This window comes from Streptococcus sp. 2741 (assembly GCF_013276315.1).
In the GTDB taxonomy this organism is placed as follows: Bacteria; Bacillota; Bacilli; order Lactobacillales; family Streptococcaceae; genus Streptococcus; species Streptococcus pseudopneumoniae.
In genome coordinates this window covers 1-21727 of sequence record NZ_VMKU01000070.1, presented here as the reverse complement: position 1 = coordinate 21727, position 21727 = coordinate 1, and the positions used below count along the sequence as shown (strand labels likewise).

At 39.2% G+C, this 21727-nt stretch carries 21 protein-coding genes and 1 tRNA gene; 10 read left to right on the top strand and 12 right to left on the bottom strand.

The annotated features are described in order from the left end of the window. Nucleotides 1-210: hypothetical protein (locus HT671_RS11435; RefSeq protein WP_023933927.1), on the top strand; the 210-nt coding region annotated here is incomplete at its 5' end. On the opposite strand, the gene HT671_RS07580 is transcribed toward HT671_RS11435, so the two are convergent. The 7 genes from HT671_RS07580 to HT671_RS07550 form a co-directional block, all read right to left on the bottom strand. After that, complete coding sequence (locus HT671_RS07580) at nucleotides 207-719, bottom strand: adenine phosphoribosyltransferase (RefSeq protein ID WP_001049320.1); 513 nt, start codon at nucleotides 717-719, stop codon at nucleotides 207-209. The genes HT671_RS11435 and HT671_RS07580 overlap by 4 nt on opposite strands. 271 nt (nucleotides 720-990) lie before the next feature. After that, nucleotides 991-2121: a sn-glycerol-3-phosphate ABC transporter ATP-binding protein UgpC gene (gene ugpC, locus HT671_RS07575; RefSeq protein ID WP_000229957.1), complete on the bottom strand. Its 1131-nt coding sequence runs from the start codon at nucleotides 2119-2121 to the stop codon at nucleotides 991-993. 280 nt (nucleotides 2122-2401) lie between these two features. After that, nucleotides 2402-2487 (bottom strand) — tRNA-Leu (locus HT671_RS07570). An 80-nt stretch (nucleotides 2488-2567) separates the two neighbouring features. Further along, nucleotides 2568-3143 carry an isochorismatase family cysteine hydrolase gene (locus tag HT671_RS07565; RefSeq protein ID WP_000158719.1) on the bottom strand — a complete coding sequence of 192 codons (576 nt, stop codon included), beginning with the start codon at nucleotides 3141-3143 and terminating at the stop codon, nucleotides 2568-2570. Further along, nucleotides 3143-3931 carry a GTP-sensing pleiotropic transcriptional regulator CodY gene (codY, locus tag HT671_RS07560; protein WP_000940723.1) on the bottom strand — a complete coding sequence of 263 codons (789 nt, stop codon included), beginning with the start codon at nucleotides 3929-3931 and terminating at the stop codon, nucleotides 3143-3145. The genes HT671_RS07565 and codY overlap by 1 nt, the downstream gene beginning before the upstream one ends. Nucleotides 3932-4208: 277 nt before the next feature. Further along, nucleotides 4209-5789, bottom strand: a complete 1581-nt coding sequence (locus tag HT671_RS07555) for a DEAD/DEAH box helicase (protein WP_000671122.1) — start codon at nucleotides 5787-5789, stop codon at nucleotides 4209-4211. A gap of 197 nt (nucleotides 5790-5986) precedes the next feature. Further along, the gene (locus tag HT671_RS07550; RefSeq protein ID WP_000841590.1) at nucleotides 5987-7213 is read right to left on the bottom strand and encodes an OFA family MFS transporter; all 1227 of its coding nucleotides are present in this window, start codon (nucleotides 7211-7213) and stop codon (nucleotides 5987-5989) included. Nucleotides 7214-7406: 193 nt separating this feature from the next. Here HT671_RS07550 and HT671_RS07545 point away from each other — a divergent pair, with 193 nt between their 5' ends. The 4 genes from HT671_RS07545 to HT671_RS07530 all read left to right on the top strand — a co-directional run bounded on the left by HT671_RS07545 (nucleotide 7407) and on the right by HT671_RS07530 (nucleotide 12262). Beyond that, a complete protein-coding gene (locus HT671_RS07545) occupies nucleotides 7407-8723 on the top strand; it encodes an FAD-containing oxidoreductase (RefSeq protein WP_138703061.1) in 1317 nt (438 codons plus the stop codon). Nucleotides 8724-8927: 204 nt separating this feature from the next. Next, entirely contained in the window at nucleotides 8928-10271 is a 1344-nt protein-coding gene (gene murT / locus HT671_RS07540; protein ID WP_050261756.1) for a lipid II isoglutaminyl synthase subunit MurT, read from the top strand. Next, a complete protein-coding gene (gene gatD / locus HT671_RS07535; RefSeq protein WP_000263200.1) occupies nucleotides 10271-11053 on the top strand; it encodes a lipid II isoglutaminyl synthase subunit GatD in 783 nt (260 codons plus the stop codon). Before murT ends, gatD begins: the two co-directional genes overlap by 1 nt. A 126-nt stretch (nucleotides 11054-11179) precedes the next feature. Further along, complete coding sequence (locus HT671_RS07530) at nucleotides 11180-12262, top strand: Xaa-Pro peptidase family protein (protein WP_050201379.1); 1083 nt, start codon at nucleotides 11180-11182, stop codon at nucleotides 12260-12262. A gap of 18 nt (nucleotides 12263-12280) precedes the next feature. Here the strand turns inward: HT671_RS07530 and HT671_RS07525 are convergent, their stop codons facing one another. Both HT671_RS07525 and HT671_RS07520 read right to left on the bottom strand, forming a co-directional pair. Continuing rightward, nucleotides 12281-13549 (bottom strand): GHKL domain-containing protein, encoded by a 1269-nt coding sequence (locus HT671_RS07525; protein ID WP_000961370.1) that lies wholly within the window; start codon nucleotides 13547-13549, stop codon nucleotides 12281-12283. Continuing rightward, nucleotides 13549-14256 (bottom strand): LytTR family DNA-binding domain-containing protein, encoded by a 708-nt coding sequence (locus HT671_RS07520; protein ID WP_050242000.1) that lies wholly within the window; start codon nucleotides 14254-14256, stop codon nucleotides 13549-13551. Before HT671_RS07520 ends, HT671_RS07525 begins: the two co-directional genes overlap by 1 nt. A 440-nt stretch (nucleotides 14257-14696) precedes the next feature. On the opposite strand from HT671_RS07520, the gene HT671_RS07515 reads away from it, so the two are divergent. Genes HT671_RS07515 through HT671_RS07500 form a run of 4 tightly spaced genes read left to right on the top strand, consistent with a single transcriptional unit; the run spans nucleotide 14697 to nucleotide 18029 of the window. After that, on the top strand, nucleotides 14697-15830 hold the full coding sequence (locus tag HT671_RS07515) for a ThiF family adenylyltransferase (RefSeq protein ID WP_000675233.1): 1134 nt from the start codon (nucleotides 14697-14699) through the stop codon (nucleotides 15828-15830). After that, nucleotides 15827-16738, top strand: a complete 912-nt coding sequence (locus HT671_RS07510) for an ABC transporter ATP-binding protein (protein WP_000205301.1) — start codon at nucleotides 15827-15829, stop codon at nucleotides 16736-16738. Before HT671_RS07515 ends, HT671_RS07510 begins: the two co-directional genes overlap by 4 nt. A gap of 1 nt (nucleotide 16739) precedes the next feature. Further along, nucleotides 16740-17462, top strand: a complete 723-nt coding sequence (locus HT671_RS07505; protein WP_000191422.1) for an ABC transporter permease — start codon at nucleotides 16740-16742, stop codon at nucleotides 17460-17462. A 48-nt stretch (nucleotides 17463-17510) separates the two neighbouring features. After that, on the top strand, nucleotides 17511-18029 hold the full coding sequence (locus HT671_RS07500) for a GNAT family N-acetyltransferase (RefSeq protein ID WP_000155489.1): 519 nt from the start codon (nucleotides 17511-17513) through the stop codon (nucleotides 18027-18029). Nucleotides 18030-18131: 102 nt separating this feature from the next. On the opposite strand, the gene HT671_RS07495 is transcribed toward HT671_RS07500, so the two are convergent. The 3 genes from HT671_RS07495 to truA are packed head-to-tail and all read right to left on the bottom strand — an operon-like array spanning nucleotide 18132 to nucleotide 20083. Then, nucleotides 18132-18593, bottom strand: coding sequence for an ECF transporter S component (locus HT671_RS07495; RefSeq protein ID WP_000814989.1), 462 nt, complete (start codon nucleotides 18591-18593; stop codon nucleotides 18132-18134). Then, nucleotides 18571-19344: a bifunctional hydroxymethylpyrimidine kinase/phosphomethylpyrimidine kinase gene (locus HT671_RS07490; RefSeq protein ID WP_138703059.1), complete on the bottom strand. Its 774-nt coding sequence runs from the start codon at nucleotides 19342-19344 to the stop codon at nucleotides 18571-18573. Before HT671_RS07490 ends, HT671_RS07495 begins: the two co-directional genes overlap by 23 nt. Beyond that, nucleotides 19334-20083, bottom strand: a complete 750-nt coding sequence (truA, locus tag HT671_RS07485; RefSeq protein WP_000199190.1) for a tRNA pseudouridine(38-40) synthase TruA — start codon at nucleotides 20081-20083, stop codon at nucleotides 19334-19336. The genes HT671_RS07490 and truA overlap by 11 nt, the downstream gene beginning before the upstream one ends. Before the next feature lie 313 nt (nucleotides 20084-20396). On the opposite strand from truA, the gene HT671_RS07480 reads away from it, so the two are divergent. Further along, nucleotides 20397-21548 (top strand): MFS transporter, encoded by a 1152-nt coding sequence (locus HT671_RS07480; protein WP_000808712.1) that lies wholly within the window; start codon nucleotides 20397-20399, stop codon nucleotides 21546-21548. Nucleotides 21549-21727: the final 179 nt, after the last annotated feature.

Here is a 21727-nt window from a genome sequence, read left to right as displayed (position 1 = left end):
TATCTGCAACCTCAAAGCTGTACTTTGAGCAGCTTACGGCTAGTTTACTCTTTGATTTTCATTGAGTATGAAACTAAATTTCAAACACATAGTCCTTTTATTATACTGCAAGAAGATATAGTTTTCAATTATAGTTTTTCTCTAACTAGCTATAGTCTATTTTTATATCCTAATGTAGAGAAAACAGCCCTAGGGACTGTTTTTCATTAATAATGCATCAAAACTTTGTAATCGTAGTCACCGATTTTTTCACGGCCGTTCAATTCATCCAATTCAACAAGAAAGGCACAACCTGCTACAACACCACCAAGTTTTTCAATCATTTCGATAGTTGCCTTAACAGTTCCACCTGTTGCCAAGAGATCATCTACGATAAGAACGCGTTGACCTGGTTTGATTGCATCCGCATGCATAGTCAAGGTATCAACACCGTACTCTTTTTCATAGTCAGCAGAAATGACTTCACGTGGCAATTTACCTGGTTTACGAACAGGTGCAAAACCAATTCCCAACTCAAAGGCAACTGGACAGCCCACAATAAATCCACGAGCCTCAGGCCCTACAACCATGTCAATTTTCTTGTCAGTAGCATACTGAACAATTTCACGAACAGCGTAGCTATAAGCATTTCCATCAGCCATCAAAGGACTAATATCACGGAAGGTGATACCTTCTTTTGGATAATTTTCAATTGTTGCAATGTAATCTTTTAAATTCATCTTTTTCTTTCTTTCAAAGTTTTTACTCTCTATTATAGCATATTTTCCAGTAAAGAAGAAAGGGAAAACAATATTTCATTTGCTAGTCACCCTATAAGTCAAATAAGACGACCATTTTTATTCAAGGCACGTCACAAGATAGATACATAATATGACTTCCCTAGCAAAAAGGAGAGAAGCATTTTGTTTCTCTCCCTAGATTAACTGATATCTCTCCACTACAATCGATAAAGAGATATCTTTTCTTGTAGTGCTTTGAATTTTATTTATTTTAATAGACTGTTTTTTCAGTTTCTACATCGAAGAAGTGTGCTTTGTTCAAGTCAAATCCAAGTTCAACTGTTGCACCTGTTTGCAAGTAATCACGAGCATCAACTTTAGCAACAAATTCGTCTTTACCAACTTGGCAGTATAGGTGAGATTCTGAACCAAGCAGTTCTGATACAGAGATAGTCGCTTTTACAACACAGTCTGGGAATGTTTCAAGGAAAGCAGGTTCTGCATTCACATCTTCTGGACGGATACCGAAAATCAACTCTTTACCTTCGTAGCCTTTTTCGCGAAGAACTTTCAATGCTCCTTCTGGAACTTTCAAACGGAAACCATCAGAAATAATTTCGCTACCAACTAATTTCACATTGATGAAGTTCATTGCTGGGCTTCCGATGAATCCTGCAACGAATTTGTTAACTGGGTTTTTGTAAACTTCTTGAGGAGTACCGATTTGCTCAACACGTCCGATAGTACCTGTACCAGCAGGGTTCTTAGTTGCTGACATGATAACGATACGGTCTGCAAGTGTCATCGCTTCTGTTTGGTCGTGAGTTACGTAGATAGTTGTAGCTCCGATACGACGGTGGATTTTCGCAATTTCAGCACGCATTGATACACGAAGTTTAGCATCCAAGTTTGACAAAGGTTCGTCCATCAAGAATACTTTTGCATCACGGACGATGGCACGACCCATGGCAACACGTTGACGTTGACCACCTGAAAGGTCAGCTGGTTTACGTTCCAAAAATTCTTTCAATCCAAGAATTTCAGCTGCTTCTTGCACACGTTTGTCGATGTCTTCTTTGCTGTATTTACGCAATTTCAAACCGAAAGCCATGTTGTCATAAACAGTCATGTGTGGGTAAAGAGCGTAGTTTTGGAATACCATGGCGATGTCGCGGTCTTTTGGAGCTACATCGTTGACAACCACGCCATCGATAGATGCAGTACCTTCTGTGATGTCTTCAAGACCAGCAATCATACGGAGTGTAGTTGATTTACCACATCCTGAAGGACCTACAAAAACGATAAATTCTTTATCTTTGATGTTCAAGTTGAAATCTTCAACTGAATAGTGTTCGCTGTTTGGATATTTTTTGTAAATATTTTTAAGATTCAATTCTACCATGAGGTGAACTCCTTTTGTTTTTGATAATTATATTATAGATGAAAACGTTTTACATTTCTATGGCAAGGTGACCAAAAAAACAAAAAAATTCTGTGCAACTTGCACAAAACTTTAGAGAATATCGGAGAATTTGAAGAAGATAATCTTTATTATTCTTCTATACAAAAGCAGAAACAAGGATCAGCTTTCCCATATTTTCGCTGATTCTCCACTACATTTGACTGGATTCTAATTTTTTAGAGAAATACAAAAGAGCTAGCCTAAGCTAACTCTTATCCTATGCGGAGAGAGGGACTTGAACCCTCACGACCTAAAGCGGTCACAGGATCCTTAGTCCTGCGCGTCTGCCAATTCCGCCATCCCCGCGTCGATTACTTTACTAGTATATCAACTTTTGGGATGCTTGTCAACACTTTTTTTCAATTTTTTTCATTTCATCAACCAAATTACTCTAAAATTTCATTTAGATTTTCATCTACTAACTTAGCTCCAAGTGTATTTTTGAAATGACCTAGGGCAAATTGATGATTTTCAGGCCAGATGGAAGCAACAGCTGGTTGAACAATCTCGATGTCATAACCTAGATTATAGGCATCAATAGCTGTATGCAGGACACAGATATCCGTCAAGACACCTGTTAAGATAACTGTAGAAATGCGACGCTCTCTCAAACGAATATCTAGGTCAGTCCCTGAAAAAGCTGAGTAATGGCGTTTATCCATCCAAAAGACACGACTGTCTGAACCATGCTCTTGATAAAAGATCCCCAAGTCTCCGTATAAATTGCGTCCACTAGTCCCAATCAGATTATGAGGAGGAAATAGTTTACTTTCTGGATGAAAACAATCGTTTTCTTCATGAGCATCAATAGTAAAGAAGATATAATCTCCCCGTTCAAAAGCTAATCGAGTCACCTTGCTAATGGCATCCGAAATAGCCTGAGCTGGAGCCCCTGCTGTCAATTTACCACTATCAGCAACAAAATCTTCTGTATAATCAATCGAAATTAAAGCTTTAGTCATTAGTAATCTCTTTTCTTCACTTCTTCAAAAATATCTGAAATCAAGACCTTAAGGTAGGTTCCCTTCATTCCAAGTGAGCGACTTTCAATAATTCCCGCAGATTCAAGTTTACGAAGGGCATTGACAATCACAGAGCGGGTAATTCCGATACGGTCTGCAATCACTGATGCAGTCAACTGCCCTTCATTTCCATTTAATTCCCCTAAAATTGCTGAAACAGCACGGAGTTCGGAGTAAGAAAGGGTATTAACCGCCATGGTGACAGCAGTACGGCGACGGATATTTTTCTCATCTTCTTCACGCTGGAAGTTAAGAAGCTGAATCCCAACAACGGTACTGGCAATCTCAACAAGAATCAAGTCCTCATCTTCGAATTTTTTATCATTGCGCCAAATAATCAAAGAACCAAGGCGAATCCCCGATACATGAATCGGTGCAATAGTCGTCAAGCCATCTGGAAAATCTTCTCTACTCTCAACAGGGAAAATACTCATATCATGCTCAACAGGCAAATTTGCTTCTGTTTCGTAAATCATATTAGCCCCTTGAACGTAGTCATCTGGGAAAATCTTAGTTTGGAAGAATTGCTCTACGCGATCTGTATTTGTTTTATAACGCATAAAATAGCCAAGCAGACGTCCCTTACTATTGATAATGCAGGCATTGCAATGAATAATATCCGCTAACTGACGCGTAATAGCGTTGTAAGGAAGCTCATCCTGAAACTGCTCCTCTGAGCGCTTCAAAATTGATGTAATCTTTCTTGTTTTTTCTAATAAATGTGCCATTTTTCACCTCGAATTTAATCGCTATCATTATAACATAAACAGATTGAATTTTCAATTATTATCTGAAAATTGCTTATTTAATTGCAATTTAGACTAGCTGAAATATTTTAGAAAATTATGTTTTCTTATTGACAACCTAATTTATATTTGATATTATATCATTATAAGAAGGTGGGTTGATAATACCTTTCCATTTCACCTATCCTTTGCTATCACCATCTTCTTTCACCCTTGGTCTCCTTATATAAAAAAGCGATTCATTTTGAACCGCTTTTTCTTATTTATCTCCCTTGTTACGAATAACAAAGCCTGTTTGCTTTTCACTTGAAGTATTGCGTGGTTTTTTATTATCCTTACGGTAACGTCTGTCTTTATCAAAACGATCATTGCCACGACTTCCTTTTTTGAAATCATCCCGACGACCATTACCACGGCGATCACGGTCTCGACGATCACGGTCTCGACGGTCATCTCCACGACGACCTCCCTTAGCTTTACCACCGAAGCCATTACCTGATGGTTTAAATGGCAGTGGTTTTTCACGCGCAATCTCCACTTCTGGAAGGCTATCCGGATCTTGAACAGTCAGACTCAAGATATACATTGCCAATTCTTCTGGAGTAAATTCGGCAGCTAGCTTACGAGCATCCTTACCAAATTTCTCAAAGTTAGCACGGATAGTCTCATCTGCAAAATCACGTTCGATTTTCTTGAGAGCTACCTGTTTTTTAGCTTGGAAGGCTTCTTCTGCACTTGCAGGTTTGAGACCTTTCATGCGTTTCTTGGTCAAGTTTTCAATGATTTGGAGGTAGCCCATTTCATTTGGTGATACGAAAGTAATAGACTGACCTGACTTACCGGCACGACCTGTACGACCGATACGGTGAACATAACTTTCAGGATCTTGTGGAATATCGTAGTTATAGACATGGGTCACACCTGAAATATCCAAACCACGCGCTGCAACGTCCGTCGCAACTAGAACATCCAGATTTCCATTTTTAAAGTCACGAAGGACACGAAGACGTTTGTTTTGGTCTAGGTCTCCATGAATTCCTTCTGCACGGAAGCCACGGATTTTCAAACCACGAGTCAATTCATCCACACGACGTTTGGTACGACCAAATACGATAGCAAGCTCAGGTTGCTCCACATCCATGAGACGTGTCATAGTATCAAATTTTTCTTGTTCCTTAACTCGGATATAGTATTGATCAACCAATTCTGTTGTCAATTCCTTAGCAGCAATCTTCACATGCTCAGGTTCTTTCATAAACTGAACACCGATACGTTTGATGGCATCTGGCATAGTTGCTGAGAAAAGAAGAGTTTGTCGATTTTCAGGGACACGGGAGATGATAGCTTCAATGTCTTCAAGGAAGCCCATGTTGAGCATTTCATCCGCTTCGTCAAGGATAAGCGTTTCAATATCTTGTAATTTCAAGGCCTTGCGTTTGATCAAGTCTAAGAGGCGACCAGGTGTTCCCACCACGATATGGGCACCAGATTTAAGAGCCTTAATTTGTTTTTCAATGCTTGATCCGCCGTATACTGAGCGGACTTTGACTCCCTTGCTACGACCAAAACGGAACAATTCCTCTTGACTTTGGACAGCGAGTTCACGAGTTGGAGCGATCACCAAGGCTTGGATAGTCGCTTCTTCTGTACGGATTTTTTCAAGGGTAGGCAAGCCAAAGGCTGCAGTTTTTCCTGTACCAGTCTGAGCTTGACCGATAACGTCCTTGCCTTCAAGGGCCAAGGGAATGGTTTGTTCTTGGATCGGACTGGCTTCTACAAAACCAGCTTTTTCAATCTCTGCTAGCAAATCAGCAGACAAGTTTAATTCATTAAATTTCACGTTGTTCTTCTTTCTAAAGGTGGTGCGAAGCCACCCCATAGGGCTTAGTGTATACTTTTCTTTTTATGACGTATTTTCATATACTGGATATAAAATCGTGTTGCTTCTTTTCCACAAAAGAAAAGTACTGTTTTCTTTGCAACCTATCTAGTATAACACAAGACCAGAGCAAAAGATAGCCCAATTTCTCTAGAAAATCATGTAAGCGGTTTTTGGCTTTCCTTTTTGATTGAACGACCTAGATAATAAGACAAAGCCAAGGCGATACTATATAAAATGATAAAAACGAACAAGGTTTGTGTGTAAGAATGAGCCATTTTATAAGTCTCTGCTAATAAAATAGGTCCCGCTAAACCAGCCATTGCCCAAGCCGTTAAAATATAACCATGCAGAGCGGCCAATTCCTTGGTTCCAAAAATATCACTGAGATAAGCTGGAATCAAAGAAAAACCAGCTCCATAGCAAGTCATCAAAATAGACATAGCGACTACAAATAAAACGGAATCTGTAAAGAGCCAAAGTGAGAGAGAAAAGAAAAGATTGACAAGCAGTAATATACTAAAGGTTAGAGGGCGACCGATATAGTCAGACAAACTCGCCCAAAGCAAGCGACCAAATCCATTGAAAATCCCCAAAACGCCCACCATTACTGCTGCATGACTTGTAGACAAGCCAGCCATCTCCTGTGCCATTGGCGATGCCGCTGAAATTAAGCCTAAACCACAAGCTATGTTGATAAAGAAAATAATCCAAAGTATATAAAACCGATTGCTTTTTAGAGCCTGATTTGCAGTCATCCCTTGCGTCAAAGAGGCTGTTTTTTCTTTCCCTGAAACAGATAAAATTGCAAGCTCTTGCTCATTTGGACGCTTAATGAATTGTGAAGCTAGGAGCATGATAATAAAGTAACTTGCACCTAAAATATAAAAAGTTTCTACAAGCCCTACCCCTGCGATGAGATGTTGCGCTATGGGACTAGTCAATAAAGAAGCAAAACCAAACCCCATAATCGCTAAACCTGTTGCGAGACCACGTTTATCAGGAAACCATTTTATAATCGTTGACACAGGGGTAATGTAGCCTGCTCCCAAACCAAGCCCACCTAAAATTCCATAAGCGAGATACAACAACCACAGCTCCTGACGGTCTATTGCAAATCCTGTTAAGATATTTCCACCTGCGTATAGAAAAGCAGATAGACTCCCCATGACTCTCGGACCAAATTTTTCTACCAAACGCCCCATAAATGCAGCCGATAAGCCTAAACAAAAGATTGCTAGACTAAAGGCAAAGGCAACAGAAGCCTGATCCCATCCCGTTTTTTCAATAATAGGGTTACGATAAACACTCCAAGCATAAGTCGAACCCAGCATTAAGTGTAAAATGACCCCAGCAAAGGCAATAATATAGCGATTCGATTTCATAAAACCTCCTATTTTCGAACATTTATTCTATCTTATATAAAAATAGATAGGATTTTAGTTTATCAAGCTTGTCAAAAAATTACTAGTTTTTTGTCTAGAAAGCGTTTTTATATTTTTCTGTCTTTTTCGTAGCAGAATTGTGCAAAAGTTTTTTTCTTGTGCTAGAATGAAATTCGAATAGGAGGAACTCTAAATGTTAACTTATGATTTAATCGTTATTGGATTTGGTAAGGCTGGTAAAACACTAGCTGGTAAATTGGCTTCAGCTGGCAAAAAAGTTGCCCTCGTTGAACGTAGCAAAGCTATGTATGGTGGAACTTGTATCAACATTGGTTGTATCCCAACTAAAACCTTGCTAGTTGCTGCTGAGAAGGGCTTGTCTTTTGAAGAAGTCATTGCTACCAAAAATACTATCACTGGTCGCCTCAACGGTAAAAACTATGCGACTGTTGCTGGTACAGGCGTGGATATCTTTGATGCGGAAGCTCACTTCCTTTCAAATAAAGTCATCGAAATCCAAGCTGGTGATGAAAAGAAAGAACTGACTGCTGAAACAATCGTCATCAACACTGGTGCTGTTTCAAACGTCTTGCCTATCCCTGGACTTGCTACAAGCAAGAACGTCTTTGACTCAACAGGTATCCAAAATTTGGACAAATTGCCTGAAAAACTTGGAGTCCTTGGTGGTGGAAATATCGGTCTTGAATTTGCTGGCCTTTACAACAAACTTGGAAGCAAGGTTACAGTCCTAGATGCCTTGGATACATTCCTACCTCGTGCAGAACCTTCCATCGCAGCTCTTGCTAAACAATACCTGGAAGAAGACGGTATTGAATTGCTTCAAAATATCCATACTACTGAAATTAAAAACGACGGTGACCAAGTGCTTATCGTAACTGAAGACGAAACTTACCGTTTCGATGCCCTTCTCTACGCAACTGGACGTAAACCAAATGTAGAACCACTTCAACTTGAAAATACAGATATTGAACTTACTGAACGTGGTGCTATTAAAGTAGACAAACATTGTCAAACAAACGTTCCTGGTGTATTTGCAGTTGGGGATGTCAACGGTGGCCTTCAATTTACTTACATTTCACTTGATGACTTCCGTGTTGTCTACAGCTACCTTGCTGGAGATGGCAGCTACACACTTGAAGACCGTCTCAATGTACCAAACACCATGTTTATCACACCTGCACTTTCACAAGTTGGTTTGACTGAAAGCCAAGCAGCAGATTTGAAACTTCCATACGCTGTTAAGGAAATTCCTGTTGCAGCCATGCCTCGTGGTCACGTAAATGGAAACCTTCGCGGAGCTTTCAAAGCTGTTGTTAATACTGAAACCAAAGAAATTCTTGGAGCAAGCATCTTCTCAGAAGGTTCTCAAGAAATCATCAACATCATCACTGTTGCTATGGACAACAAGATTTCTTACACTTACTTCACAAAACAAATCTTCACTCACCCAACCTTGGCTGAGAACTTGAATGACTTGTTTGCGATTTAAGTTGAGATCACATCTTAACTGACAGCCCTCTGAGGGCTGTTTTCATTTCTGCGAAATCTCATACTCTTCGAAAATCAAATTCAAACCACGTCAGCTTCACCTTGCCGTACTCAAGTACAGCCTGCGGCTAGCTTCCTAGTTTGCTCTTTGATTTTCATTGAGTATCAAATCTGTCTTTTCCCTCTTTTGTGATATAATAGAAACATGAACTTAAAAACTACTTTGGGCCTTCTTGCTGGGTGTTCTTCCCACTTCGTTTTAAGCCGTCTTGGACGTGGAAGTACGCTCCCAGGGAAAGTCGCCCTTCAATTTGATAAAGATATTTTACAAAACCTAGCTAAGAACTACGAGATTGTCGTGGTCACTGGAACAAATGGAAAAACCCTGACAACTGCCCTCACTGTCGGCATTTTAAAAGAGGTTTATGGTCAAGTTCTAACCAACCCAAGCGGTGCCAACATGATTACAGGAATTGCAACAACCTTCCTAACAGCCAAATCTTCAAAAACTGGGAAAAATATTGCCGTCCTCGAAATTGACGAAGCCAGTCTATCTCGTATCTGTGACTATATCCAGCCTAGTCTTTTTGTCATTACTAATATCTTCCGTGATCAGATGGACCGTTTCGGTGAAATCTATACTACCTATAACATGATATTGGATGCCATTCGGAAAGTTCCAACTGCTACTGTTCTCCTTAACGGAGACAGCCCACTTTTCTACAAACCATCTTTCCCAAATCCTATACAGTATTTTGGTTTTGACTTGGAAAAAGGACCAGCCCAACTGGCTCACTACAATACCGAAGGGATTCTCTGTCCTGACTGCCAAAGCATCCTCAAATATGAGCATAATATCTATGCAAACTTGGGTGCCTATATCTGTGAAGGTTGTGGATGTAAACGTCCTGATCTCGACTATCGTTTGACAAAACTGGTTGAGTTGACCAACAATCGCTCTCGCTTTGTCATAGATGGCCAAGAATACGGTATCCAAATCGGCGGGCTCTATAATATCTATAACGCCCTAGCTGCTGTGGCCATCGCCCGTTTCCTCGGCGCAGATTCCCAACTCATCAAACAGGGATTTGACAAGAGCCGTGCTGTCTTTGGACGCCAAGAAACCTTTCATATCGGTGACAAGGAATGTACCCTTGTCTTGATTAAAAATCCAGTCGGTGCAACCCAAGCTATCGAAATGATCAAACTAGCACCTTATCCATTTAGCCTATCTGTCCTCCTTAATGCCAACTATGCAGATGGAATTGACACTAGCTGGATCTGGGATGCAGACTTTGAGCAAATCACTGACATGGACATTCCTGAAATCAACGCTGGCGGTGTTCGTCATTCTGAAATCGCTCGTCGCCTCCGAGTGACTGGCTATCCAGCTGAGAAAATCACTGAAACGAGTAATCTGGAGCAAGTTCTCAAGACCATTGAGAATCAAGACTGCAAGCATGCCTATATTCTGGCAACTTATACTGCCATGCTGGAATTTCGTGAACTGCTGGCTAGTCGTCAGATTGTTAGAAAGGAGATGAACTAATGGTTTATACTTCACTTTCCTCAAAAGATGGCAATTACCCCTATCAGCTCAACATTGCCCACCTCTACGGAAATCTCATGAATACCTACGGGGACAATGGAAACATCCTCATGCTCAAGTATGTTGCTGAAAAACTGGGAGCCCATGTGACCGTTGACATCGTTTCTCTCCATGATGATTTTGATGAAAATCACTACAACATCGCCTTTTTCGGAGGCGGTCAAGACTTTGAACAAAGTATCATTGCAGACGACCTACCTGCTAAAAAAGAGAGCATTGACAACTACATCAAAAACGACGGTGTGGTTCTCGCTATCTGCGGTGGTTTTCAACTATTGGGTCAATATTATGTTGAAGCTTCAGGCAAACGCATCGAAGGACTAGGGGTCATGGGCCACTACACTCTCAACCAGACCAATAACCGTTTTATCGGGGACATCAAGATTCACAATGAAGATTTCAATGAAACCTACTATGGATTTGAAAATCACCAGGGACGTACCTTCCTCTCTGATGACCAAAAACCACTGGGACAGGTTGTCTATGGAAATGGAAACAACGAAGAAAAGGTCGGCGAAGGGGTTCATTATAAGAATGTCTTTGGTTCCTACTTCCACGGGCCTATCCTCTCTCGTAATGCCAATCTGGCTTATCGCCTAGTCACTACAGCCCTCAAGAAGAAATATGGTCAGGACATCCAACTCCCTGCCTATGAAGATATTCTCAGCCAAGAAATCGCTGAAGAATACAGTGATGTCAAAAGCAAGGCTGACTTTTCTTAAACAAAGTGAAACTATATCAAAGAACTCCGTTATCTTGTCGGAGTTTTTTTGTCTTTTCTTTTACCCTTCTCCCTTGCATTTTCTCTCTTTTTTTGCCAAAATAGAGGGGTAGAAAGAAGGTAGCATATGTCTAAATTACAACAAATCGTAACATATCTTGAATCAGAAAAACTAGACGTCGCTGTCGTATCTGACCCCGTCACAATCAATTACCTCACTGGTTTTTACAGTGATCCCCATGAACGCCAAATGTTCCTCTTTGTCCTAGCGGATCAGGAACCTCTCCTCTTTGTCCCAGCTCTTGAAGTAGAACGTGCAAGTAGCACCGTTTCCTTCCCAGTAGTGGGCTATGTCGATTCTGAAAATCCATGGCAAAAAATCAAACATGCTCTTCCACAACTTGACTTCAAACGTGTCGCTGTTGAGTTTGACAATCTCATCTTGACCAAATACCATGGTTTGAAAACAGTTTTTGAAACTGCTGAGTTTGAAAACCTCACTCCTCGTATCCAACGCATGCGCCTCATCAAATCAGCTGATGAAGTACAAAAAATGATGGTTGCAGGTCTTTATGCGGACAAGGCTGTTCATGTTGGTTTTGACAATATTTCTCTTGATAAGACTGAGACAGATATCATCGCACAAATTGACTTTGCCATGAAACGTGAAGGTTACGAAATGAGCTTTGATACCATGGTCTTGACTGGTGATAATGCTGCGAATCCACACGGCATTCCAGCAGCTAATAAGGTTGAAAATGATGCTCTTCTCCTCTTTGACCTGGGTGTTCTGGTCAATGGCTATGCGTCAGATATGACTCGTACAGTCGCTGTCGGCAAACCAGACCAATTCAAGAAAGATATTTACAACTTGACTCTTGAAGCCCAACAAGCTGCTCTTGACTTTATCAAGCCAGGTGTGACTGCTCATGAAGTGGACCGCGCTGCCCGTGAGGTCATCGAAAAAGCTGGTTATGGTGAGTACTTCAACCACCGTCTCGGGCATGGTATCGGTATGGATGTCCATGAATTCCCATCTATCATGGAAGGAAACGACATGGTCATCGAAGAAGGCATGTGCTTCTCTGTTGAACCAGGTATCTATATCCCTGGTAAAGTCGGTGTTCGTATTGAAGACTGCGGTGTTGTTACCAAGGATGGCTTTGACCTCTTTACAAGTACCAGCAAAGACTTGCTTTATTTTGATTAAGATAGCAACAAACCCTAGTTAGACAAGAAGAATCACTTCTGTTTTATGACGTCCATTCTGAATAAAATTCTTCATTGTTCCCCTATGATTGGTTACAAGTCTCTCAATATTTTTAAGCCCCCATCCCTCTGTCTGACGTTCCTTTCGTATTACCAATTCATTCTCATCAAATGAATTCTCGATAGCAATAAAGAGTTTCTTCTGAAAATATCGTATTCCTAAGATTAAGACCCTATCTTCTTTATTACTCAAGCGCATACAGGCTTCAAGACTATTGTCCAACAAATTACCAAGTAAAACCGCTAAAATATCTGGATTGATTTCTAATCGTTGAGGTACAAAACAATCAATTTCCAATTGTATGTCCTCTACCTTATCCTGTAATTTTTGATTGAGTAAAAAGTTAATTGTTGTATTCTTGGAGTAACAGACAGTTTGGTTCTCTATACTATTTGTCATGCTTTGGAGATAAGACTTCGCTTGTTCAGGATCTTCTTTTAAAAGTGCAAGGAGGATTAAATGTTGATTTTTCAAATCGTGTTGAATCCTTTGAATCCTCCTATAATCTTTTTTAGATTGTTTCATTTCTCTCAGTTGAAAGGTCATCTGTTCCGTCTCTAGTATGCTTTGATAATACCTCTGTTGTTGCTGAGAAAGATATAGGGTGAAATAGAGAGAAGAGAACGTTAACACAATGAGGGCTAATACAGAAACAAAAGAAAGATAATCCTTCTCAAACACTTGCCCTTGAATCGCTGATACTGTAAAAGCAAAACAAATGGACAAAAATGGTACAATAAACTGGTATAACCAAGTCCCTTTAGAAACAGTATAAACTAACTTTTGATGTGCACGAAAAAGTTGTCGAAGAACCAGGGTCACTAGCAATGATAAAAGAAAAGCTACAGCGAGATAAAAAAGCATGGCTATTAGATTTTCTGAAATGACTGATAAAGGGGAAAATAGTTGCACTGCTTGATTGAGTATAGTACCAGCTAGTAAAGTTAGACTCATCTGACAAAAAATCCAAAACGAAGATTCTTGAACAGCATATCCAAAATAAAGACCTAAAAAATAATACTCTGCGATACTGAGAATAAGATTCCCTACTAAGAAAAGATTAGCTCCTGAAAATAATATCGTCAACAAGGCATGGAAAAATAAAAGGAGAGAAGTAAAGATACAAATTCTCCTAGACTTTTCTTTTTGGGACAGAGGTCTATAAAAGAAAATAATTCCCAAAAATAAATCAAACAGAATACTCACAATCCGCAAACTGACTAACATTAAAAATTCCTCTCACTCAGATAATAATAATACTTTTCTCTAAAAGACGTTTGAAATTTTCGGCTAATTGGAAGGTGATTTTCATCCATTCCATTTAAAATTGTGACTATTTGCGAATCAAACTCTGTCACATATCTAGGATTGATAATATAGGAAGAATGAATTTGAATAAAGTAATCAGGTAATTTCTCTAAAATATCTTTCGTTTTAAGCAAAGCTTTGTAAGTCTGATCTTTAGTGTAAATAAAGACAGCACGCTTATCCTTTTCAAAAAATACAATGTCATCTAAAGGCAGTGAATAATGCTGCTTTCCAAAAGTAAACGTAAATACAGCTTGCCCTAAATTCAAAAAACGTACCACTCTATCCAGAGTTTTATATAATTTTTTAGAAGTCACTGGTTTAAGTAAATAATCAAAAGTCTGCACTTCAAAAACCTGCTCCATATAATCTCGATAACTGGTAACAAAGATAATCGGGATAAAAGGGTTTACCTTACGGATTTTTTGTGCCATATCAATTCCTGTTATCTGTGGCATCTCGATATCCAAAAAAACACAACTGTACTTCTCTGTCAATTGTTCTAATAGTTTTTGGGGATTCGTATAAACACTCGTTTCTATTTTGATATCCTTATAAGATAAGAGTAAGTTTTCTAGCTGACTACCATCCCTATTAGAATCATCACAAATCGCAATTTTTAACATCAAATTCCTCACTACAAGCATGATTTTGCCAATTATAACGTCAAATACGTCAATTATGACATGCTGATAAAAAAATCGTTAATTTATTATACAATATTCTTATCAAATATGAAAGGAGTTACAAAAATGAAAAATATTCAAGTGCGTAAAGTTATTGCTAAAACTGATATTAGCTGGGGTGTTTTCTAAATTTTGGGCACCTCTAAAAACTACCGGTTTTCTATGTTTAGTAACCAGAAAAGGTTGAAAAATTAGCATTTTAAAATTGAGTTTTTAGAGGAGTTCTTTTCTATTTATTCCTACTGTTGGAATTGAGTAGATAGGTTCACCATTTTCTTTCTACTTATTTCCATTTGTAATAGGAACTGGGAGTTGCAAGACGAGGATATATGATTTATAATCACCTCGTCTTCCTTTTTTAATAAAATAGTGAGGTTAAAATGAAATTCTATCATCCAAGAATAAAAGAAATATATCCTGTTTATAAACTTCATAAAAATTTATTTAGGATTGGGCTACAAATTGGTATAACCACAGAAATTAAGGATGATAATAATAAAATGTGGAATTTAGTCAATATTTTGGACGGACGTCCTTTTCAAGATATTCTCAATATCATACTAACAAAATATGATGATTTAACTGAAGAAGACATCACAGGCGCTCTTGAACTCTTAGATAATGAGGGGGTTCTCGAAGAAGCGGGCGAAATTCAGGATATTAAAGAACGTTATCATTCAAATATATATTATTTCAGTCGCTATTTAAATAGCTTCCAAGATAGTATTGCAACACAGAAAAAAATTCATCAGTCTACTATCCTTTTACTAGGTCTTGGTGGTGGGGGTTCTAACATACTGACATTACTAGCAGGCTTGGGACCTAAAAAGATAAAAATAGTGGATTTTGACATTGTTGAGCAAAGTAATCTAGGAAGACAATTTCTATACAAGGAAGATGATATTGGCTTATCTAAAGTTCAAATTGCCCATAGAGAAGTTACAAAAATGAATTCCGATATTGAAGTAGAAACCCATAATATACGTATCACCTCTGTAAGTGACTTGATTCCTTTACTTGATGATGTTGATATTACGATATGTGTGATTGATGAACCTCAATATGATATTCAACGTATCGTAAATAAAGCAATCGTTACAAAAAATATTCCCTGTATATTTGGCGCCAGTCAAGTTAGTCGTGGTCGTGTCTATTCAGTTATCCCTTACCAAACAGGCTGTTTTGATTGTTTAAATATTTATTATACAAAAATTGACACTCTATTCCTTGAACAATTCCACGGTGTTCGTACGATTACAAAAACAATCCCTACAATAGCCTATGGTCCAGCAATATTTCAACTGACTTCTGCCATTGTTGATGAAACTATCCGATTATTAACTCAATATACGGAACCAATTAGCCTTAACCATCAATACGAAATCAATTATGAAAACGGAGCCTCATTCACACACGATTCTTGGGGACGCTATCTTGATGAATGTCCAACATGCGGCACAGGTAAAGAAGACGATTGGGAAATTTTTTCTAAGTACGGAGAATTAAAGTTATGACAACTGCAAAACTCGTAATTGATAATTTGACTAAATCTTTTGATGGTCAGCACTTAGCCAATAATCATATTTCCTTAGAAATATCACCAGCAAAAATCACGGCTTTTTTGGGACACAATGGAGCTGGAAAATCTACTCTATTGAATCAAATGATTGGTTTTACTAAACCTGACCAAGGAGATATTTTGTATGGTGATATTTCTTTTATATACAATCGTAAACAAGCACGCACCTTAATTAGTTATATGTCTCAACAATATGCCCCACTCGACAAATTAACCGTAGAACAAAATTTAGAAATACTTGGAAAAATGCGAGGATTGAGTTCCCAAGAACTAGAAAAAACAATCAGCCAGCTTCTCACTGATTTAGAAATTGAAGACTATCGTTACAAAAAAGGTAAGGATCTTTCGGGCGGTCTCAAAAGACTAACTTCCTTCGCTATGACACTAATCGGTAGCTCAGACATCATTCTTCTTGACGAACCAACAAATGATGTTGACCCCATTCGTCGTGAAAAGCAATGGCAATTATTGCAAAAGTTAGCTAGCAAGGGGCATACCATTATTATCGTTACTCATAATCTTCTGGAGGTTGAAAAATATGCAGATAATTACGCCCTCTTTAATAATGGTAGATTGCTCAAATCAGGAAAGGTTAAGCAAATCATCCATGACAAACTGTATCAGATAAGCTTTGATTTTAAGACTAAAAGTATATTAGACAAAATAGAAGATTATACAATTATCAATGGTGTTAGTTGTCAATTAGAGATTGAGGAAAGAAGTCTAGCTCCATTGATAGCACAACTGACAGAAGAACTTGGTCAAAAAACAATTTCCAATCTCTCTCTTCATCAAAAAACATTGACTATTTCTGACCTTTATAGAGAGGAGCTAACCAACTAATATGACTCAATTTTTTTACTTACTTCATTGGAACTACTTGCGCCAAAAAGAGCTTTTCATCCTTTTTACACTAGCACAGCTCCTCTTATCCATTTCTCTTCTTTTTGGCTACCCTCTAGTTATTGGCGATATCGATTCGACTACTGCCTACTATCTTTCGTCTGGTTCTGTTTTAATTGGAATTATCTCCATGGGTTGTACAATTTCCTCCCCTGTTATAGCAAATGATAAGTTGGAAGGGCATTTTGATTATATTCGTGCCTTACCCATCCCTAGGATATTCATTTCTCTCGCTGACTTGTGGATGTGGTTAATTGCCATTTTGCCGGGAGTTTTTATTTCTATTCTACTTGGGTATGTCCGTTTTTCTGTTCGTCTCCATCCATCTTTTCTTGGTGTTTTTATTGTGCTTCTGATTTGTCTTACTATGATTAGTCTGGGATTTGCTATAGCCTACACCTTTTCTCCAAATACAGTAACCCTTATGTCGCAGCTAATTCTTATGATTGGACTCATGTTCTCACCACTCATGTATCCTGCAGATCGACTACCTGAGTGGGTAAACCATCTTTACCGTGCCCTCCCTTTCGTCCCTTCCTCAAATCTTCTGCGAGCCAGCCTTTACGACTACGGAAATGTCTCTCTATTGGACATGAGTATTCTCATTCTTTGGATTATGTCAACACAGTTAATTATTTTAAGAACTCTTCATAAAGAAAAATGATTGCTCCTAAAGCTTTTCTTATAGACTAAGCCAATAAAAAGAACCTTCATGACTATTCGAAAAGCTAAACAAGAAGATATTCCTAAATTACTCGATTTATTACAACAAATCCTTACGCTTCACCACCAAGCTCGACCAGATATTTTTAAGCAAACTGGGACTAAATATAGTTCCTCTGAGTTGCAAAATATTCTCTCTCAAGAACATACCCCTATTTTTGTTTTTGAAGATGAGAAGGGACAAGTTCTCGGACACCTATTTTGTACCATAAAAGATAAAACAGATAATCCTGTTCTCCAAGAAATCAAAACCCTTTTTATCAAAGATTTATGTGTAGATCAAAATGCTCGTGGTCAAAAAATTGGTAATCAACTCTATCAATTCGCTCTCAATTATGCTAAAGAAATTGGCTGCCATAATCTAACCCTAAGTGTCTGGAATGATAACGAGGGTGCTCTCCGCTTTTATCAAAGACAAGGGATGAAACCCCAAGAAACAACAATGGAAATGATAATTGATCAAGAAGTAATCTATAAAAAGATGTTAGAAAAAGTTCAATTTCACTAAAAATGAGAAAAATCTTCCCACAATAAAACGCATAGTATCAAGGTTTTCAATACCTGATACTATGCGTTTTTTCTGATTTTTAGGACTTTCTCCACAGCCGCTTTACTTAATCTTCTTGATACTTTGACTAAGAATAAATCCTACAATCATCCCTACCATATTTTGCATGAAATTTGGTAGAATTTCTGGTAGGGCTGCTGCCCAGCCATTCATCAATGTAGAACCCAAGGCGTAACCCCCTACCATGGCAATCGTTGCTAAGATAAGGCCTAACCACTGAGTTTTTCCTTTAAATCCTGCGAAAAATCCCTGCAATCCATGATTGACCAAGCTAAAGAACATCCATTGAGGATAGCCTGATAAGAGGTCAATCAAGAAACCTGCCAGTCCTCCGACTACAGCCCCTTCACGACTACCAAAGTAGAAGGCCGTAAAGAAGACACCCGCATCTAAAAGAGTTAGGATGCCTGTCGGTGTTGGGATTTTTAAGAAATAACCTAGAACCACAGAGAGGGCGGTTAATAGGGATACAAGGGCGATTTTAGTTGTTTTGGTTTGCTTCATATTGTCTTACTCCATACTGATCTGCTTGTGCAATGGCACGGTAAACGAAAGTCTTAGAGCTTTCTACTGCTGGTAAAAGTTCATCACCTTTAACCAAGCGACTGGCAATGCTAGAGGCAAAGGTACAACCTGCGCCAGCATTTTGCCCTTGGATGACAGGATTTTCTAGGACTGTAAAGTTTTGTCCGTCATAAAAGACATCTACAGCCTTGTCCTGACTAAGGCGATTGCCTCCCTTGATAATGACTGCTGGCGCTCCTAAGTCATGCAATTTCTGAGCTGCAGTTTTCATGTCTTCCAAGGTTTTAATTTCCTGACCAGCTAGTAATTCTGCTTCAGGAAGATTAGGCGTAATCACACTGACATGAGGGAAAAAGCGAATCAACTCTTGGCAGAGTTCACTGACAGCTACATCATGCGTTTCCTTACAGACCAAGACAGGATCCAAAACCACAGGCACTCCTGGACGTTGCTTGATAAAGTCCAATGCCTTCTCAGCCACACTGACAGTAGGGAGAAGACCAATCTTAATTCCCCCAAACTCCACATCACGCAAGCTATCCAATTCATGTTGAAAAATGGTATCGTCAGTTGGAAAGACTTCAAATCCTTTTTCTGTCAAGGCTGTCAAACAAGTCACTGCTACAAAGCCATGCAAGCCGTTCAAAGTATAGGTAGCCAAATCAGCTGACAGGCCACCACCACTAAAAATATCATTTCCAGAAAGTGCTAAAATACGATTATTCTTCATAACGAATCTCCTTTAAATATAAACCATTTGGTGCTGCAGTGGGACCTGCAAGCTGCCTGTCCTTTTTCTCCAAGATCAGGTCAATCTGCTCTACTGGCATACGCTTGTTGCCGATTTTGAGCAGTGTCCCCACCATATTGCGAATCTGTTTATACAAGAAACCATTTCCTGAAAAGGTAAAAGTCAAAAACTGGCCTGTCTCATCAACCCTAAGACTGGCTTCTGTAATAGTGCGAACCTTATCCTCTACACTAGTCCCAGAGGCTGTAAAGCCAGTGAAATCATGGGTTCCTTCTAGCTTTTTGACGGCCTCCTGCATCCTCTCCACATCAAGTGGGTAAGGGAAGTGGGTGGCATAGTGACGGCGCATGGGATTTTTGGGACGTCCTCTATCCACGATAAACTCATAGGTCTTGCTATGCTTAGCATAACGGCAATGAAAATCATCCGCTACCAGATCAATCGAAATCACATCAATATCTTCAGGGGACTGGGTGTCCAAGGCAAAGCGAAGTTTTTCCTCATCCATTTGATAGGGCAAGTCAAAATGAAGCACCTGTCCCAGAGCATGAACCCCACTATCTGTCCTACCAGCACCGTGAACAGTAATAGCTTGCCCTTTATTTAACCTGGTCAAGGTTTTTTCAATTTCTTCCTGAACGCTACGCGCATGAGGCTGGCGCTGAAAGCCAGCAAAGGCATAACCATCATAGGAAATAGTTGCTTTATATCTCGTCATAACCTCTATTTTATCAAGAAATTAGTCTGTAAACAAGGACCTAAAACAAATATTGTATGGGTATAAAAATCTCATACTCTTCGAAAATCTCTTCAAACCACGTCAGTTTCCATCTGCAACCTCAACACACTGTTTTGAGCAGCCTGCGGCTAGCTTCCTAGTTTGCTCTTTGATTTTCATTGAGTATAAGACACAAGGGATTCATTTTCGAGTTTGAGAAGGAGTCTGTGTACCAATGAGGCTTCTTCTTTTCTTGCTTTTTTGATAACTATCAAAAAAGTAGAAGATTAAGAGAAATATAGAAAGAGATTTCATGAAACAATTTTTAGAACGGGCCAGCATTTTGGCTCTCTCCCTCGTTTTGATTACCTCCTTTTCCATTTCGAGTGCCCTACCAGCCATGTTTGACTATTATCAGGGTTATTCTAAGGAACAAATTGAGCTCTTGGTGAGCTTGCCTTCCTTTGGAATCATGATGATGTTACTGCTAAATGGTTTCTTAGAAAAAATATTTCCTGAGCGCTTACAGATTAGTTTGGGCTTGCTGATTTTATCATTGAGCGGTACAGCTCCCTTCTGGTACCAAGCCTATCCCTTTGTCTTTGGGACACGGCTTCTTTTTGGTTTAGGTGTTGGGATGATCAATGCCAAGGCCATTTCTATTATCAGTGAACGCTATCAAGGAAAAAGGCGAATTCAGATGTTAGGGCTACGCGCTTCTGCAGAGGTCGTTGGAGCTTCTCTCATTACCTTGGCCGTCGGTCAGTTGTTGGCCTTTGGTTGGACAGCTATCTTTCTAGCCTATAGTGCTGGATTTTTGGTGCTGCCCCTTTATCTGCTCTTTGTCCCTTATGGAAAATCAAAGAAAGAAGTCAAGAAAAGAGCGAAGGAAGCAAGTCGTTTAACTCGAGAAATGAAAGGCTTGATTTTTACCCTAGCTATCGAAGCGGCAGCTGTAGTTTGTACCAATACAGCTATTACCATCCGTATTCCAAGTTTGATGGTGGAAAGAGGATTGGGGGATGCCCAGTTATCTAGTTTTGTTCTTAGTCTCATGCAGTTAATCGGGATTGTGGCTGGAGTGAGTTTTTCTTTCTTGATTTCTATCTTTAAAGAGAAACTGCTCCTCTGGTCTGGTATTACATTTGGCTTGGGGCAAATCGTGATTGCCTTGTCTCCATCCTTGTGGGTGGTAGTAGCAGGAAGTGTTCTGGCTGGATTTGCCTATAGTGTAGTCTTGACGACGGTCTTTCAACTTGTCTCTGAACGAATTCCAGCTAAACTCCTCAATCAAGCAACTTCATTTGCTGTATTAGGCTGTAGTTTCGGAGCCTTTACGACCCCATTCGTTCTAGGTGCAATTGGCTTACTAACTCACAATGGGATGTTGGTCTTTAGTATCTTAGGAGGTTGGTTGATTGTAATCTCTATCTTTGTCATGTACCTACTTCAAAAGAGAGCTTAGGATTGATTCCTAAGTTTTTCTTTTGATACTCAATGAAAATCAAAGAGCAAACTATAGTTGATTGAGTTTGGAATAGTACGCTGTAGCTGCTAAAACATTTCTAGAAATTAATTTGACTTTCCTAATAGAGTTGTTCATATCTTATTTCAATCTACTATAGAAAGCTAGCCGCAGGTTGC

Coding starts and splice junctions, on each gene's coding strand:
- HT671_RS07480 (WP_000808712.1), top strand. CDS start 20,397: ATGAAACAATTTTTAGAACGGGCCAGCATTTTGGCTCTCTCCCTCGTT.
- HT671_RS07500 (WP_000155489.1), top strand. CDS start 17,511: ATGACTATTCGAAAAGCTAAACAAGAAGATATTCCTAAATTACTCGAT.
- HT671_RS07530 (WP_050201379.1), top strand. CDS start 11,180: ATGTCTAAATTACAACAAATCGTAACATATCTTGAATCAGAAAAACTA.
- HT671_RS07545 (WP_138703061.1), top strand. CDS start 7,407: ATGTTAACTTATGATTTAATCGTTATTGGATTTGGTAAGGCTGGTAAA.
- truA (WP_000199190.1), bottom strand. CDS start 20,083: ATGACGAGATATAAAGCAACTATTTCCTATGATGGTTATGCCTTTGCT.
- murT (WP_050261756.1), top strand. CDS start 8,928: ATGAACTTAAAAACTACTTTGGGCCTTCTTGCTGGGTGTTCTTCCCAC.
- HT671_RS07580 (WP_001049320.1), bottom strand. CDS start 719: ATGAATTTAAAAGATTACATTGCAACAATTGAAAATTATCCAAAAGAA.
- ugpC (WP_000229957.1), bottom strand. CDS start 2,121: ATGGTAGAATTGAATCTTAAAAATATTTACAAAAAATATCCAAACAGC.
- HT671_RS07505 (WP_000191422.1), top strand. CDS start 16,740: ATGACTCAATTTTTTTACTTACTTCATTGGAACTACTTGCGCCAAAAA.
- HT671_RS07550 (WP_000841590.1), bottom strand. CDS start 7,213: ATGAAATCGAATCGCTATATTATTGCCTTTGCTGGGGTCATTTTACAC.
- HT671_RS07495 (WP_000814989.1), bottom strand. CDS start 18,593: ATGAAGCAAACCAAAACAACTAAAATCGCCCTTGTATCCCTATTAACC.
- codY (WP_000940723.1), bottom strand. CDS start 3,931: ATGGCACATTTATTAGAAAAAACAAGAAAGATTACATCAATTTTGAAG.
- HT671_RS07525 (WP_000961370.1), bottom strand. CDS start 13,549: ATGTTAGTCAGTTTGCGGATTGTGAGTATTCTGTTTGATTTATTTTTG.
- HT671_RS07490 (WP_138703059.1), bottom strand. CDS start 19,344: ATGAAGAATAATCGTATTTTAGCACTTTCTGGAAATGATATTTTTAGT.
- gatD (WP_000263200.1), top strand. CDS start 10,271: ATGGTTTATACTTCACTTTCCTCAAAAGATGGCAATTACCCCTATCAG.
- HT671_RS07520 (WP_050242000.1), bottom strand. CDS start 14,256: ATGTTAAAAATTGCGATTTGTGATGATTCTAATAGGGATGGTAGTCAG.
- HT671_RS07565 (WP_000158719.1), bottom strand. CDS start 3,143: ATGACTAAAGCTTTAATTTCGATTGATTATACAGAAGATTTTGTTGCT.
- HT671_RS07515 (WP_000675233.1), top strand. CDS start 14,697: ATGAAATTCTATCATCCAAGAATAAAAGAAATATATCCTGTTTATAAA.
- HT671_RS07510 (WP_000205301.1), top strand. CDS start 15,827: ATGACAACTGCAAAACTCGTAATTGATAATTTGACTAAATCTTTTGAT.